Raw genomic sequence first — 14723 nt, forward strand, 5'->3', positions numbered from 1 at the left:
ATATTTTGTTTATCGAATAATATCCCTGTACACATCAGCGGATGTCGATCACTTTGCTGGCTTTTTTAAACTGAATTCGCCAACCTGGCCACTTGGGTAACTCCCAGCGTTTAGGGTAGCCTTTTCTCAGCCCGTCGCGATAAACCACCTGAACCAACTTCTTATCCATGTGGTAATCAACATCTAAGTTCAGATCACCGAGCAACAGCTCAAACGGGTAACTTTGGGCAAACTCGGCATACTCCCAGTCAGGAATACCGTTAAACGCAAAATCTTGTGGCTCAAACAGCGCCAACTCTTCGATATCACTAATTTCAAGCAACGAGAGTTGTTGTGTAAACCAAGTTTCAAACGTCAGCTCGCAAGCTTCTTGTGGTGTCTCACTCAATCCTAAACCAAGATAGAGTTTCCAATGCTCTATTTCTTGGCCGCGCTGTTTGGCAAAGCCTGGAAATTGTTCGTTAGCCAGCACCGCTTGTACAATGGGGGTGACCGCCAACTCTCCTTTGGCTTCTTGTTGGCAAGTAGCAATCACCCTACCGGCATAATATAACTCACTCTCTACCCAGATCTTATCATCTTGATGGATCACATCGCCTTGCCGCCACTCACCGATGGCCAAATGTTGCAGTTGACTGAAAGCTAAGGGGACGGTGATAGTGGCAAGGTTCAGAGTCTGTTTAACGCCACGACCCGGCACACTGTGAGTATCTAACACCAACACCGCTTCTTGGTCCGATTTCAGTCGGCTTTCTCTAGCTAACAGCACCTCCATTTCACCGTTACCAAACGCTTCGCGACGCTTTTCACGGCGGACAAAAACCAATTCAGGGTGCAACTTTGCAATCGCTTCACTCAAGTGCGCATGCTGATAGCGAGAAGCAACACTCAACTGAGGTAACTCAAACGCCGCTCTCATTTGCTGCGAAAGTAAACGCGCTTCTTTTAGCACCTCTTGGTCAACAGTGAGTGCTGAAAACGTTTGACCACGCAGCAAGGCAATTGCTAGTTGTGCATCACAGCCCAATGGCTCTTGCTGATCCAATTGTTGGCGTTGTTGTTGATCATTATTGAGTCGGTATAACGTCGCTGGCGTGGCTAGCACCGCCGTTAAATCAACCATGGCCTCTTGCAGTGCCTTAGTTGGCATGCGAGTGGTTAAGTCGGCGTAAAGCGCATCAATGGGCAGTGGATAAAGGCGCTGGCCGTGCTCGGTTGCTAAGCCGTGTGGGTCAATCGCCCCCATTACGGTTAATATATGCTGCGCTTGCAAAAGTGACTTTGCCGGTAGTGGTTCAAGAAATTCGAGTTGATCCAATGAGTAACCACAACAAGCCGACGCCAACATCGCCTCAGTGAGCGCTTCACGGTGTAACTCAGGTGGTGTTGATTCTGATAACGCTGCAAATTCACCATATAAACGGATACAGACGCCGTTCATCACTCGTCCTGCGCGGCCGCAACGCTGCTTAGCACTGGCTTTAGAGATGGACTTGAGACTTAGTGTTGTTCTTCCGTTGCGTTGCTCGGTTCTTCGTTCTAACCCAGAGTCAATCACCAGACTTATATTAGCAATGGTTAACGAGGTCTCTGCCACATTGGTGGCCAGTACCACTTTTTTATACTCTTGTTGGTTGAGTGCGATTTCACGTTGCTGATCGGTAATTGATGCATGCAACGGAACGGCGACTATCTCTTTTATTGCTGCCAGTCGGCTCATGCACTGATTTATTTCTTTTTTCCCGGGCAGAAAGACCAAAATATCGCCAGGAGTATGCAGACTATTTTCAACTTCACCAACAACCCGTTGGTCTAAAGAACGGCTATCCGGTAACTGCTTGGTATCTTTTGCCCGATAGCCAATTTCAACGTCGAATTGGCGCCCCGGCGCTTGCAAACGCGACGCGCCAATGTAGTGAGCGAGCTTTTCACCTTCAATCGTCGCTGAGGTAATGATCAATCGATGTGACGAGCGCCCTTTTAACAGCGCGACTATTAGGTCGGTATCCCAACGTCGTTCATGAAATTCATCCACAATGACATGACTAAATTCTGCCAAACGGTTTTCGGCATACCAACGTAAAGCAACCCCAGGAGTAACAAAGACAACTTGGGTGTGCTCATCACAGCAGTTGTCGAGTTTTATCGCGTAGCCTATCGACTTGCCTATTGGTTGACCTGATTGCTGCGCCAGAAACTGTGCCAATGAAGTACAAGCAATCCGTCTTGGTTCGATAACCAACACTCTGCCTTTTTCAGCAGCCCATAACGGCAGACGTGTCGATTTTCCCGATCCAGTTTCCGCTTCGATGATTAAATCATCATCAGTAATGAGTTGGTCAAATTGAGGCTTGAGAATATCGATCGGTAAAGGTGTCATGACAAATACGCAGATTGAGTTGAAGCGGCAAATTATATACGCAAAGTTTGTTAAAATGGAGGAATATTCAGTTTACAATACGACTACGAATCCCTATCATTTTTAGGTTCCTGTTCCCGATGGTCTGTTGACCGAAACCCTACTATAGGCATGTAATGAATAACGATAAACGCCCTTTATATATCCCATATGCAGGCCCAGCACTTCTGAGTACACCTCTGCTCAACAAAGGCAGCGCATTCTCCGCACAAGAGAGAAGCTCTTTTAACCTTGAAGGTCTGCTACCAGAAAATACTGAAACGATTCAGGAACAGGTAGAACGTGCTTATTTGCAATATCGTAACTTTGAAAACGATATGGACAAGCATATTTACCTGCGCAATATTCAAGACACAAACGAAACTCTGTTTTACCGTTTAGTGCAAAATCATATTTCTGAGATGATGCCAATTATCTATACGCCAACGGTTGGCGCGGCATGTGAAAATTTCTCTAACATCTATCGTCGTGGCCGTGGTCTGTTTGTCTCTTACGCCAACCGAGATCGCATCGATGATATCCTCAACAATGCCTCGAACCACAACGTTAAAGTCATCGTGGTCACTGACGGCGAACGTATTTTGGGCCTTGGCGACCAAGGAATCGGTGGTATGGGTATCCCTATTGGTAAGCTTGCTCTCTATACTGCCTGTGGTGGTATCAGCCCTGCTTATACCTTGCCTATCGTTCTTGATGTGGGAACCAACAACCCGCAGCGTCTGGCTGACCCAATGTACATGGGCTGGCGTCATCCGCGCATTACTGGCACAGAATACGATGCCTTCGTCGAAGAGTTCATGCAAGCCGTTCAACGTCGTTGGCCAGAGGCGCTGATCCAATTCGAAGACTTCGCACAAAAGAACGCGATGCCACTACTTGAGCGCTATAAAGACCGCGTTTGTTGCTTTAACGATGACATTCAGGGCACCGCCGCTGTTACTGTTGGTTCGCTACTGGCTGCATGTCAGGCGGCAGGCAGTAAATTATCACAGCAACGCGTCGCCTTCCTTGGTGCAGGTTCAGCTGGTTGCGGCATTGCAGAAGCGATCATTGCACAAATGGTGTCTGAGGGTATTAGTGATGCCAAAGCTCGCTCACAAGTCTTTATGGTCGATCGTTGGGGCTTACTGCAAGAGGGCATGCCTAACCTACTCGACTTCCAACAACGCTTGGTACAAAAGCACAAAAATACCGCCGATTGGCAAGCAGAAAGCAATGGGTTTTCACTGCTTGATGTGATGCGCAATGCCAAGCCAACCGTGCTAGTGGGCGTTTCTGGTGCGCCAGGTCTGTTTAGCGAAGAAGTAATCAAAGAGATGCACGCTCACTGCGCGCGCCCTATTATCTTCCCATTGTCAAACCCGACCAGCCGAGTAGAAGCCACCCCGAATGACATCATACGTTGGACTAACGGTGAGGCCTTGGTTGCCACAGGCAGTCCGTTTGATCCAGTCACTCATGATGGTAAGACCTACGCCATTGCCCAATGTAATAACAGCTATATCTTCCCGGGCATTGGTTTGGGCGTTCTGGCCGTACAAGCAAAACGCGTGACAGATGAAATGCTGATGGAATCGAGCCGCGCACTAGCGACCTGCTCTCCGCTGGCGATCAATGGTCAAGGCCCACTGTTACCGCCACTTGAAGCGATTCATTCTGTCTCGAAGAAAATCGCCTTCGCTGTCGCCAAAAAAGCGATTGAGCAAGGTGTGGCGCTTGAGATAACTGACGAAGCTCTCGAAGAGGCCATCGACGCCTCTTTCTGGCAGCCAGTGTATCGCCGTTACAAACGCACAGCGTTCTAATCCATTAAAACCCAGCAACTGCTGGGTTTTTTCTTTATGATTTACTCTAGACAGCGGCGCACTACTTCATGATATCCTTGGGCTGTTTTCAGTTAACTCTTTAATCAATAATGGAATATTTACATATACTCGGGCGCTATTTGCTGCCTTATCTGAGTGAAATCTCTACGGCATTGATTGCTTGTACGTTAGTGATGGCAGGCGGTGAAATCAATACCATGGTCAGAAGATGGCTGAGAAACTACAACTTCGTGCTCAGAACGATCGCGTTTGTCTTGATCAACGCGTTTGGTTACGGCTTAATCATCATTAAAGCAACGCCCTATTTAACTCGGACACTACGATCATTGGACAGCGGTGTAATGTTCTCTATCGTGCTGACATGTTTTATTATCATCGGTCTTTGGGCGCAAAGGAATCGACAAATCTAGTGCGAAAATTATTCCATCGAGAGACACAATCACAGACTTGGCTTAAACGGCTAATCAAGTTGTTCATCTGGCTATTCGTTAGCCTACTGTTGATCGCGGTAACGCTATTTAGCGTTGATCGGTGGGTCTCTGTTCAAGCACGTGAACAGTTGTTTTCGCAAATGGATCAGGTTGATTCTTTCAATGTTGCTGTGGTTTTGGGCACCAGCAAATACCTTGGTAAAATCCTCAACGAATACTACACCCATCGTATTGAGGCGGCTATCGCACTCTATCAACAGGGCAAAGTCAGTCATTTTCTACTCAGTGGTGACAATGCACATCGCTCATACAATGAGCCCTGGACCATGAAGCGTGATCTACTAGCAGCGGGGATTCCTGAAGAACGGATTGTGTTGGATTATGCAGGCTTTCGCACTCTAGACTCCGTCGTCAGGGCAAAAGAGATTTTTGATACCGATAATTTTTTGATTATTTCGCAGAAGTTTCACTGTGAACGGGCGCTATTTATTGCCAACTCGCACAATATTAATGCCAAGTGTTTTGCGGTTCCTGGCCCTTCACGTCATTCAGGCTTTAAAGTCCGCATCCGCGAAGTCTTCGCCCGCGCAAAGGCGTTACTTGATATCTACATTACTAATACCAAACCTAAGTTTTTAGGCCCTAAAGAGCCAATCGCTATCGACCAACAGTTAGAGTCAGACCAACTGCAAAGCGCAGTGACAACTAATGGTGACACGCACTAACCGCAACTTGGTTCCGACCTCGACGCTTGGCGATATAAAGTGCGTCATCCGCTCTGGTTAGCATCTCGTTAATACGTTCATTACCACGAGCTGCGACACCAATACTGGTTGTCAACACATCACCATGAACCCAGATATGTGACTCCACTCGATGACATATTTTCTCGGCCAGTGCTATTGTTTGCTCAAGATCGAGGTCAGGGCAGAAAATGACAAACTCTTCACCGCCCCAACGAACCAACCTTTGCTCTGAACTCAATATACTTAACACCACCATAGTGAACTCGCGCAGTATGTCATCTCCCATTTTATGTCCATAGTGATCATTAACTTGCTTAAAGTGATCGATGTCGAGATAGAGCACAGTCAAAGAGCGGTGACGATTGCCCTCGCCTTCAAAATGACGCGCTAACCACTCTCGAATCGAATGACGATTCATCGCCCCAGTCAACGCATCGCGATTGGCCAGTTCAGCAAAGTGAATGTTCTGTTCTTGTAGTTCACGATTTAAACGTCGTAAGTGAATCTGTCTAAACTGAGCTTGGGAAATTGCTTGTCGGCTGCGCTTAATTTCCACCATGCTATACACCAATACTAACGAGACCCAGAAAACCAGTAAGCCGAACATCAGGTACTCACCATCAATGTAATTGCCGACAAACTCAATGCCATGGATCTTCATGGTATATCGACCCTCATTCTCTCCAGATCCTGTCGCTAGCTCAAGCAACGAGATATTGGAAAATTCAGGCGCCGAATATTTAATCTCAATATCGTTATCAGCCAGCCACCAAGTCATCACCTGTAGATTAGCGAGCGGGATCTCGACTTGCCCCGACTCTGCGCCGGGCGTATATTCAAGTCCATTGTATTTAAGGCTATATTGATTGTCGGCATTGGAGTAGGCAGGGTTGAAATTACGTAAATAAATTCTCATTCCCGGCTCGTTTGGGCTATCGTGGCGAATAAAGTCGACATTCAGTCTTAATGTATGATAACCATCAAGATCGATGCCCTTCTCGATACTCTCTCCCAAATGAATCGAGACACCGCAATATGGCCACTGATAAGCGTCGGTTTTAAACAACTGGCATTCGAGCAAGTACGTTCCTTCACTCTGCGTCAATGTTGACGTACTTGAACCACCTTGAACTTGGTCATTGGTTGCGAAGAAATCAAATTGATTAGGGTGTATTTTATACACCTGACCGCTGCCATAGACCCAATAAGTCTGCACCAGAAGTACGGTGACCACGACCAATAGAAAGATAATTTTGTGGATTGTTTTCAATCGTAGTCCCTACTGTCCTGACCAGATTAATAATTAAATTAAATGTAACGATGCCAATTAATAAGATACTGGTTCCATTATAGTTCACTTTACTGTGCTAATTATCGATAATTATTAGAAGTGGCTCATAAACTCAGTCGACTGTGAAAAGTATGTGACTGGTCAGCGTTACGGATTAACTATCAGGAGATGTTGTTAGCGTATTTTTTACAGGTTCGATAACAAAAAATGCTACAATCGCCGCCACACAAAAGGTCAACCTAAGAACGAATACAGAGCATTGTCATGTCTTTAATTGCGAAAGGTACGCTCAATAAAATGCGTGCTTCACTGGATGTCAAAGTCATCTATCAACTTCCTGTCGGCGAACAGTTTGTCGACCTGACACCATTTATCGGTCAATCCCTCACGCTAACCCACACTGGCAATATCTATTGCAGTGCGTGTGGTAAGAAGACCAAAAAAAGCTATTCACAAGGCCATTGCTTTGTTTGTATGCGCAAGCTTGCCAGCTGTGACATGTGTATAATGAAGCCAGAAACCTGTCACTACGATCAAGGTACTTGTCGCGAGCCAAAATGGGGTGAGGACAACTGTATGGTCGACCATTATGTCTATCTATCTAATACCTCGAGTTTAAAAGTCGGTATTACTCGCCATACGCAGATCCCAACGCGTTGGATAGACCAAGGGGCAACACAGGGTTTGCCTATTTTTAAAGTCAAAACCCGTCATATTTCTGGTTTAATTGAAGTGGAAGTTGCTAAGCATATCGCGGATAAAACCAATTGGAGAACGCTACTCAAAGGTGATGGTGAACCGATTGATCTTAATCAGCGCTTTGCACAACTATTGCCGCTCCTCAGCGATAAGATTGCAGAGATCAAACAGCAATTTGGCGATGATGCCATTGACGTTCTGACAGAAAGTATTACGCCAATCGAATACCCTGTCGAACAGCATCCGATCAAAATCACTTCACATAATTTTGATAAAACTCCCCAAGTGACTGGGGTTCTTCAAGGGATTAAAGGCCAATATCTGATTTTTGATACCGGGGTAATTAACATTCGTAAATTCACCTCTTATGAAGTTGAAGTCAGCGCGTAAAGTTAAAAGGACCTCAATTGAGGTCCTTTGTTGATTCAGGTTAATCGCCAAGAATGGCCTTAAGCTCATCAAACAGCGTATCGACCTCTTCTAGCGTGTTGTAATGCATAAAGCCAATACGCACCACACCGCCCGATTGTTCTAACTTTAACTGCCGCACTAAGCCAAGAGCATAGAAGTGGCCGTTCCAAACACAAATATTACGTTCACCCAACTTACGTGCAATCGTTTCTGATGAATGATTGTCGAACGTCAACGCAAAGGTTGGGGTTCGAAGCGCACTATCAGCAACCTGTCGACCATATAGCTTCACGCCTGATAACTCAGATAGACGCAGTAGGAAACGCTCGCTGAGCCCAGATTCATGTTGGTTGTAGTAACGATAAGATTCAACCAAACGCTCTCGTAGCGATGAATAACTCGACCCCCATTGAGCAAGGTATTTAACCGCAGATACTAAGCCTGCCAATGCTTCGAAGCTTTGCGTTCCTGTCTCGAAACGACCAGGGCCGCAGTCAGTTGCCGGCTCGACCTTATAGGGTTTTAACGCATGCAACCATTTCGGAGCTACATAGGCGATACCAACGTGCGGACCGAAAAATTTGTACGCAGAACAGGCTAAGAAGTCACAGCCAAGGGCCTGAACATCAACCAAATGGTGCGGCGCGTAATGCACTGCATCAACGTAAACCATAGCTCCGACTTGATGTGCAGCCTCAACAACACGCTTCACGTCAACAATCGACCCTGTGGTATTTGACGCAAACGTCAACGCAATAAGTCTGGACTTGTCATTAATAAGTGACAGCAAATGGTCGATATCCAAGCTGCAATCGAGTTCGTCAACACGGGCTTGATGGACAATCGCCCCTTTGTCATCTGCTGCCTGCTGCCAACTCGACACATTCGAATAATGATCGAGTGCGGTAACGATCACTTCATCCCCCACCTGCCACTCACGACTGATGGCTCGACTGAGTTGGAAAGTCAGTGATGTCATGTTAGCGCCAAAGACAATATTATCTTTCGACTCTGCATTGACCAGTGCCGCGGCATGCTCGCGCGCTTGGAGCATTAATTGCGTCGTTTGCTGGCTTGAGAAATAATGCCCACCCAAGTTTGCGTTGAAAAAACCCAGATAAGCTTGCATCGCTTCTAACACCGACTGTGGCACTTGCGAACCGCCCGGGCCATCAAGAAACGTCACTGGTAAGTCATTATATGTTTGGCTCAGCGCGCTAAATTGCGCCCTTGCTAGATTAGGAGTGAAGCTCATTCACGGCATCCTTCGCAGTCAGTACAAATACATCCATATAGCCTTCTTGGCCTTGGTTGACAGAACGAATTGGTTGCGCGTTATGCCACAGTTTATTGTCAGCCAACATCGCCACTTCACCACTTTGCAGAACTTTTCTAAAAAATGGCGCTTCATTAAAACTGTTGTAAAGCATGATATCGCCACCTTCAATATTGTGACGTCCCATACCGATTAAGGCGATATGTTCAAAGCCATCTTGGTGAACGCCTTCTGGGGCAACCTGAGTTTCGTCGTAAACCGCTGCAATGCGAATTTGGTGAATTTCTATTTCTTGACCATTGACAAGATTATTTGATGTCGCGAACAACTGACACATCTCGCGCATGCCATCACTTTTCAAAGTGGTCTCCTCTACAGGCTCGAACTGGCGTACAACGTTGCCTTGGAAGCGATTGATATCGTCGGTTTGCATAAACTCATTTTTATTTAAATCAAGCACTTCACCGTTTTTAAAGGCAACTACGGAATAACGTCGTAAGCGGAATTTACCGTCAGCATGGCTAGTTTTAGGAAGCTGGGTGAAAGTGGGGGCAAGCTGAGCAATCGCCGTGTCGCTGAGTTTGGTCAGTTGAAGAGTGGTTTCACGCTGATGTAACATCATCATCTCCTTAATGAACGTACATACTTACAAATAAATTAACATCATGTTCACAATCATTATCTGCGCATTTATCTTGTAATTTCAACCTCTATTAGCATCACTATCTATCAAAATATTTATTTAAGCATTAAAGTCCAAAAAATAATAAAAACTCAGTCAAACAAACCAATTTGAAGCGAATGAGTGTAGAAATATTAGACAACTCCACTAGTGGGAAAAATTAATTATTATTTTTCAGATAGTTAGAATACAAGCTTTTATCAGTAGCGTGATCGTTTACGTTCTAGCCTATAACCAATTATTACAGCTTTCTCCCTTGCTAACTCTTTCAAAAGCCGTATATATTCCCTACAATCGAGACAAACTATTCAGCAAGCGTCACCGCTAATGGAGCACAAATGAGCGACGTAAAACATAGCAGCCTTTTAATTCTTGGTTCTGGCCCTGCAGGATACACAGCAGCGGTTTACGCAGCCCGAGCGAACCTAAAACCCGTATTGGTCACCGGAATGCAACAAGGCGGTCAGCTAACCACTACCACTGAGGTTGAAAACTGGCCAGGCGATCCAGAGGGCTTAACTGGTCCGGTTTTGATGGAACGAATGAAAGAACATGCTGAACGTTTCGAAACCGAAATTCTGTTCGATCATATTAACGAAGTCGATCTGAGCCAACGTCCTCTACGCTTAAAAGGCGATAGCGGTGAATATACCTGTGATGCGTTGATAATCTCGACGGGTGCGTCAGCAAAATACTTGGGGCTAGAATCTGAAGAAGCATTTAAAGGCCGCGGTGTTTCTGCTTGCGCGACCTGTGATGGATTTTTCTATCGAAACCAGAAAGTTGCCGTTGTCGGTGGCGGTAATACCGCGGTAGAAGAAGCGCTTTATCTGTCCAATATTGCATCTGAAGTACACCTTATTCATCGACGTGATAGCTTCCGTGCCGAAAAAATTCTAGTCAAGCGCCTAATGGACAAAGTCGAAAGCGGCAATATCGTATTGCACACTGATCGCACCCTTGAAGAAGTTGTCGGTGACGACATGGGTGTTACTGGGGTTCGCATCAAAGATACCCAGTCAGATCTTATCGAACAGATTGATGTTATGGGTGCATTCATCGCCATTGGTCACCAACCAAATACCGATATCTTTGCTGGCCAACTAGAAATGAAAGATGGCTATATCTTGGTTCAATCAGGCCTTGAAGGTAATGCGACTCAAACCAGCGTTGCTGGTGTTTTTGCGGCTGGTGATGTCATGGATCACAACTACCGTCAAGCGATCACTTCTGCGGGCAGCGGTTGTATGGCAGCGCTAGATGCAGAACGTTACCTTGATGAACTTGCAGACGCTAAATAATAATTTCCATTTTTAGCTCAAATCCTTACAGCCCTATGGTATGCCCATAGGGCTTTCTTTTGTATAATGGCCCATTCTAATTCGTAATAATAATTATCATTAAGCCTTCACGATGGATAAAAAGAAACAACGCAGCTTGAACAATTGGCTCAAGCAGCAAAGTAAGCTCGCCAAACGCTGGCTTATGATGGCTGTTGGCCTTGGTGTACTTTCAAGCTTTTTCCTTTTAGCTCAAGCCGCTTTACTGGCTAGCCTATTACACCAATTGATCATCGAACATGTTGATAAGTCTCAACTTGTGCCTCATTTCGTCGCTCTCGCGGCCATCATTGCTATTCGAGCGCTTTGTTCTTGGGGTCGTGAAATCGCAGGGTATCGCTGTGGTGAGCAGATTCGTATTTACATTCGGCAATTGATTCTCGATAAGTTGCATGAGCTTGGCCCTGCCTATATCAAAGGAAAACCTGCTGGTGCTTGGGCAACACTACTGCTTGAGCAAGTTGAAGACATGCACGACTTTTTCGCCCGTTACCTGCCACAAATGTCGTTGGCGGTTTTGATCCCGTTCGTTATTTTAATTGTGGTGTTCCCGGTTAACTGGGCGGCTGGATTAATCTTTTTGCTGACCGCGCCCCTAGTGCCATTATTTATGGCCTTAGTGGGAATGAAAGCCGCTGACGCAAACCGTAAAAACTTTAAAGCACTGCAGCGCTTGTCAGGCCATTTTTATGATCGCCTACAATCCATGACAACCATTCGTCTGTTTGACCGAACCAAAGCAGAAACTGAGATGATGCGTGGCGCTTCTGAAGTCTTCCGCACTCGCACTATGGATGTGCTTAAAATCGCCTTCCTTTCTTCTGCAGTGCTTGAGTTCTTTACCTCTATTTCGATTGCATTAACGGCGGTTTACTTCGGTTTTGCCTTTATCGGCGAGCTTAATTTTGGTGATTATGGCGCAGGAGTTACCCTCTTTGCCGGGCTGTTTATTCTTGTGTTGGCACCTGAGTTCTATCAACCGCTTCGTGACCTTGGGACGTTTTACCATGCCAAGCAACAAGCGGTTGGCGCGGCAGAGAGTATCGTCGAGTTTCTAGACACTGATGTCGAAACCGTGCGCTCTGGACAAACACTTTTACCTATGAATCAAGGGGTAAGCATCACCGCGAGTGAACTTGAGGTGTTCTCACCCGAAGGCGTGAAACTCCTTGGGCCGATGAGTTTCGACATCAATAATGGCCAAACTACGGCGTTGGTTGGCCCTAGTGGCGCAGGAAAAACTAGCCTTATCAACGCTCTGCTTGGTTTTTTACCTTATAAAGGTTCATTAAAAATTAACGGCATTGAACGTCGTGAACTCTCACTGTCAGATTGGCGCAAAAACATCAGTTGGGTTGGCCAAAATCCACTGTTACTGCACGGCACGATTCGTGACAATGTTACGCTCGGCAAGCAGGGTGTGAGTGATCAACAGATCGCCACAGCGCTAGATGAGTCTTTTGCCTCGGAGTTTGTCGATGCACACGGTTTAGACTACAACATTTCTGATCGATCGGGTGGATTGTCTGTTGGTCAAGCACAGCGGCTAGCCCTTGCTCGCGCAATGATTCAAGATGGGTTGTTCTGGCTATTGGATGAGCCGACCGCAAGCCTTGATGCACGCAGTGAAAAACTGGTGATGCAAGGCTTAGATAAGCAAATTAACGGCAAAACCACACTGATGGTGACCCACCAGCTCACCCCGCTGCAGAATGTGGAGCAAATTTTGGTGATGCAAAACGGACAACTCGTTCAAAGCGGTCACTATCAACAGTTAGCCGATAACGACGGCTTATTCAGGCAGATGTTGCAATCTAACCAGACACTTCAACAGACAGACAAGGGAAATCTCGATGCGTGAACTCCTTCCCTACCTTAAACTTTATAAGAAACATTGGTTTGGTCTTTCACTCGGCATGCTACTGGCGTTTTTGACAGTCGCCGCTTCTATTGGACTGTTGACCTTATCTGGTTGGTTCTTATCAGCGGCTGCGGTGGCGGGGTTGACCATTGCAAGGCAAACTTTTAATTACATGCTGCCTGGTGCTTTTGTACGCGGTTTTGCTATGGGACGCACTGCTGGGCGATGGGGCGAACGTGTCGTCAGCCACAATGCGACGTTTAATTTACTGACAGACCTTCGAGTTTTCTTTTTTTCCAAGTTAGCACCGCTTATTCCAGGCCGAATATCAAATCTACGCGATGCGGATCTACTGAACCGACTTGTCGCCGACATTGATGCAATGGATCATGTCTACCTTAGACTGGTTAGTCCGATGATGGTTGGTACACTCGGCATTATGGGTCTAACGGCTTTGGTGTGTTGGTTTGACAGCCAGCTTGGTTTAATTCTTGGCGCCATCCTCTTCGCTCTTTTACTGGCTTGGCCACTGGTGTTTTATAAGCTAGGTAAACGTAATGGCGGCGAGCTCACCCAACACAAAGCCGACTTGCGCATCGCAACACTCGACTGGTTGCAAGGCTATAGTGAACTGACTCTGTTTGGCGCTGAGCAGCGTTATCGCGATGTCATCGTGACGACACAAGAAAAGTTATTGAAGAATCAGTTTTTTAACGCCCATTTCTCAGGCTTAGCACAAGCGTTACTGCTGCTAGCCAATGGTTGGACTCTGGTTCTTATGCTGTGGCTCGCCGCCGACGGCGTTGGCGGCAACACGCCCGACCCGATGATTGCATTAGTCGCATTTGCAACCATGGCGAGTGTTGAATTACTGATGCCAATTGCAGGCGCATTTCAACATCTTGGCCAAACCCTAACCTCTGCGCGTCGCCTCAACGACATTATTCTCTCTGAGCCAGAGGTTCAGTTTACCCAGCAAGATGTTGCGCATAGCGGCGAATTTTCGATTGCCTACCAAGGTGTCTCATTCCACTACCCAGACTCGCAAACACAAGTGCTGAAACACGTCGACTTATCGATTCCTGCTCAGCATCGTATTGCGATAGTCGGTCAAACTGGCTCTGGTAAATCTACCTTGATTCAGCTATTAAATCGATACTGGGATGTACAACAAGGCACGATTGAAATCGGCGGAAAACCTTTGCAACAATGGAGCGAGAGCCAACTGCGAAAAACGATCAGTGTCGTCAGCCAGCGCGTCGATGTGCTTAACGGTACTTTACGCGACAATCTCTTGATGGCAAAGCCTGACGCCAATGACAACGAGCTCATCCAAGTGTTAAGTCAAGTCGGGCTAGAAAAACTGACGCTAGATAACGGCCTTGATGCTTGGCTTGGCGATGGTGGCCGACAGCTTTCTGGTGGGGAGAAACGCCGGATTGGCATCGCACGTGCTTTACTGCATAACGCACCGATCTTGCTATTAGACGAACCGACTGAAGGGCTTGATAAACAGACAGAGCAGCAGGTCATGGCACTGTTCGAGCAGCACTTTAGCGGCAAGACAGTGGTCTTTATCACACACCGCTTAGTTAATCTCGATAAGATGGATTCGATTTGCCTTATCGAACACGGTGAAATCGTTGAACACGGCAGCCACCAAGCGTTGGTTGAACAACAAGGGCGCTACTTTCAACTGACTCAGACCCTTTAAACCCCTAGCGCTGGCAACTCGGGTTGT

At 46.5% G+C, this 14723-nt stretch carries 11 protein-coding genes; 7 read left to right on the top strand and 4 right to left on the bottom strand.

Annotation, left to right across the window (positions count from 1 at the left end; all coding sequences use genetic code 11):
• Nucleotides 1-34: 34 nt before the first annotated feature.
• Nucleotides 35-2380: a helicase-related protein gene (locus BS19_RS00275; RefSeq protein ID WP_038172507.1), complete on the bottom strand. Its 2346-nt coding sequence runs from the start codon at nucleotides 2378-2380 to the stop codon at nucleotides 35-37.
• Between the two features lie 155 nt (nucleotides 2381-2535).
• On the opposite strand from BS19_RS00275, the gene BS19_RS00280 reads away from it, so the two are divergent.
• The 3 genes from BS19_RS00280 (at nucleotide 2536) to BS19_RS00290 (ending at nucleotide 5401) form a co-directional block, all read left to right on the top strand.
• Nucleotides 2536-4224: an NAD-dependent malic enzyme gene (locus BS19_RS00280; protein WP_038172509.1), complete on the top strand. Its 1689-nt coding sequence runs from the start codon at nucleotides 2536-2538 to the stop codon at nucleotides 4222-4224.
• Between the two features lie 110 nt (nucleotides 4225-4334).
• On the top strand, nucleotides 4335-4655 hold the full coding sequence (locus tag BS19_RS00285) for a DUF3392 domain-containing protein (protein WP_038172511.1): 321 nt from the start codon (nucleotides 4335-4337) through the stop codon (nucleotides 4653-4655).
• Nucleotides 4655-5401, top strand: a complete 747-nt coding sequence (locus BS19_RS00290; protein WP_038172513.1) for a SanA/YdcF family protein — start codon at nucleotides 4655-4657, stop codon at nucleotides 5399-5401. Before BS19_RS00285 ends, BS19_RS00290 begins: the two co-directional genes overlap by 1 nt.
• Here the strand turns inward: BS19_RS00290 and BS19_RS00295 are convergent.
• Nucleotides 5382-6692, bottom strand: a complete 1311-nt coding sequence (locus BS19_RS00295; protein ID WP_051686458.1) for a GGDEF domain-containing protein — start codon at nucleotides 6690-6692, stop codon at nucleotides 5382-5384. The genes BS19_RS00290 and BS19_RS00295 overlap by 20 nt on opposite strands.
• Nucleotides 6693-6977: 285 nt before the next feature.
• Here BS19_RS00295 and BS19_RS00300 point away from each other — a divergent pair, with 285 nt between their 5' ends.
• Nucleotides 6978-7802: a DUF2797 domain-containing protein gene (locus BS19_RS00300; protein ID WP_038172515.1), complete on the top strand. Its 825-nt coding sequence runs from the start codon at nucleotides 6978-6980 to the stop codon at nucleotides 7800-7802.
• A 40-nt stretch (nucleotides 7803-7842) separates the two neighbouring features.
• Here the strand turns inward: BS19_RS00300 and BS19_RS00305 are convergent, their stop codons facing one another.
• Together BS19_RS00305 and BS19_RS00310 are read right to left on the bottom strand one after the other, a co-directional pair.
• A complete protein-coding gene (locus BS19_RS00305; protein WP_038172517.1) occupies nucleotides 7843-9078 on the bottom strand; it encodes a cysteine desulfurase-like protein in 1236 nt (411 codons plus the stop codon).
• Nucleotides 9062-9718, bottom strand: coding sequence for a 2OG-Fe dioxygenase family protein (locus BS19_RS00310; RefSeq protein WP_038172520.1), 657 nt, complete (start codon nucleotides 9716-9718; stop codon nucleotides 9062-9064). Before BS19_RS00310 ends, BS19_RS00305 begins: the two co-directional genes overlap by 17 nt.
• A 401-nt stretch (nucleotides 9719-10119) precedes the next feature.
• On the opposite strand from BS19_RS00310, the gene trxB reads away from it, so the two are divergent.
• The 3 genes from trxB to cydC all read left to right on the top strand — a co-directional run bounded on the left by trxB (nucleotide 10120) and on the right by cydC (nucleotide 14696).
• Entirely contained in the window at nucleotides 10120-11082 is a 963-nt protein-coding gene (gene trxB, locus BS19_RS00315; protein ID WP_038172522.1) for a thioredoxin-disulfide reductase, read from the top strand.
• Between the two features lie 112 nt (nucleotides 11083-11194).
• Complete coding sequence (cydD, locus tag BS19_RS00320) at nucleotides 11195-12982, top strand: heme ABC transporter permease/ATP-binding protein CydD (protein ID WP_038172524.1); 1788 nt, start codon at nucleotides 11195-11197, stop codon at nucleotides 12980-12982.
• Entirely contained in the window at nucleotides 12975-14696 is a 1722-nt protein-coding gene (cydC, locus tag BS19_RS00325; RefSeq protein WP_038172526.1) for a heme ABC transporter ATP-binding protein/permease CydC, read from the top strand. The genes cydD and cydC overlap by 8 nt, the downstream gene beginning before the upstream one ends.
• The last annotated feature ends 27 nt before the right edge of the window (nucleotides 14697-14723 follow it).

Source organism: Vibrio pacinii DSM 19139 (genome assembly GCF_000711795.1).
GTDB lineage: Bacteria > Pseudomonadota > Gammaproteobacteria > Enterobacterales > Vibrionaceae > Vibrio > Vibrio pacinii.

Excerpts from the sequence above, each read along its gene's own strand:
- BS19_RS00275 (WP_038172507.1), bottom strand. The coding sequence starts at position 2,380 with ATGACACCTTTACCGATCGATATTCTCAAGCCTCAATTTGACCAACTC.
- BS19_RS00280 (WP_038172509.1), top strand. The coding sequence starts at position 2,536 with ATGAATAACGATAAACGCCCTTTATATATCCCATATGCAGGCCCAGCA.
- BS19_RS00285 (WP_038172511.1), top strand. The coding sequence starts at position 4,335 with ATGGAATATTTACATATACTCGGGCGCTATTTGCTGCCTTATCTGAGT.
- BS19_RS00300 (WP_038172515.1), top strand. The coding sequence starts at position 6,978 with ATGTCTTTAATTGCGAAAGGTACGCTCAATAAAATGCGTGCTTCACTG.
- BS19_RS00305 (WP_038172517.1), bottom strand. The coding sequence starts at position 9,078 with ATGAGCTTCACTCCTAATCTAGCAAGGGCGCAATTTAGCGCGCTGAGC.
- BS19_RS00310 (WP_038172520.1), bottom strand. The coding sequence starts at position 9,718 with ATGTTACATCAGCGTGAAACCACTCTTCAACTGACCAAACTCAGCGAC.
- trxB (WP_038172522.1), top strand. The coding sequence starts at position 10,120 with ATGAGCGACGTAAAACATAGCAGCCTTTTAATTCTTGGTTCTGGCCCT.
- cydD (WP_038172524.1), top strand. The coding sequence starts at position 11,195 with ATGGATAAAAAGAAACAACGCAGCTTGAACAATTGGCTCAAGCAGCAA.
- cydC (WP_038172526.1), top strand. The coding sequence starts at position 12,975 with ATGCGTGAACTCCTTCCCTACCTTAAACTTTATAAGAAACATTGGTTT.